This window comes from Photorhabdus caribbeanensis (genome assembly GCF_018448885.1).
Taxonomy (GTDB): Bacteria; Pseudomonadota; Gammaproteobacteria; order Enterobacterales; family Enterobacteriaceae; genus Photorhabdus; species Photorhabdus caribbeanensis.
On record NZ_RCWB01000124.1, the window covers coordinates 1 to 837 of the forward strand.

Annotated in this window: 1 protein-coding gene; it reads left to right on the forward strand. The window is 35.5% G+C overall.

Annotation, left to right across the window (positions count from 1 at the left end):
* Positions 1-185: hypothetical protein (locus EAE90_RS23265; protein WP_214055454.1), on the forward strand; the 185-nt coding region annotated here is incomplete at its 5' end.
* Positions 186-837: the final 652 nt, after the last annotated feature.

Sequence of the window (837 nt, forward strand, 5' to 3'; positions counted from 1 at the left end):
GGTTGAGATTTACCACGCCGGAGGGGTTGCCGCTGACCTGGGTACTGCGGACCGAAGTCGGGAAAGGGCCGCTGGCATTATTGAAACTGCGGGGGTTTAGATTGCCGAAAACGATTTTTGTGGAGAAGACGGGAAATAGCCTTGCTGAATCGGGGATAAATAACAATGATTGGGAAGACGAGTAAGGGCTTATTTGACAGAATAACGCTGAGGCAGAGGTAACAGTGATATTGGTATTATTCTCGACTATTGCCGGAATATGTCATTGAGTTTTGCTCTTCATTCGACTTCAATATTTTATAATCATATCGCCATGATATTCTTATTTATATTTAATGCCTTATTATGAAGCAGGGTAATCGCTGTCCTGAATCAACGGGAGGCTATTTTTGATGAAATTATTTTAAATAATGAAATCTATTCTCATTCGCATAATATAACTGATAATTATTCTTTTTTACGTGTTGGTAACGTATTGATGATAATGAGCCTGAGTCATGGTAAGGATGTGGCAATGCCGTCGTTGTATTTTTGTCTTTAATTAACATATTGAAAATAAAGTAAAAATATATTTTATTGTTAGGGTAAGGAGAAATGTAAATATCTGTATAGTGAGTCACTATCATATTGTTTTAATCAATGCGATCTTTTTATCTAAACAAATGACATTCTGTTTAGGTTTGGTTTAGATATAATGAGCTTTGCCGTTGTCATTAAACATTTTGTGCTGTTTGATAAAAAAAGACTTGATTTTAATATGCACCCGCAGGGAGGATTGAATTATTCATTAACCGTGTGTGAAATTAATGAATCTATTAATTCGAAGGCATATTACTG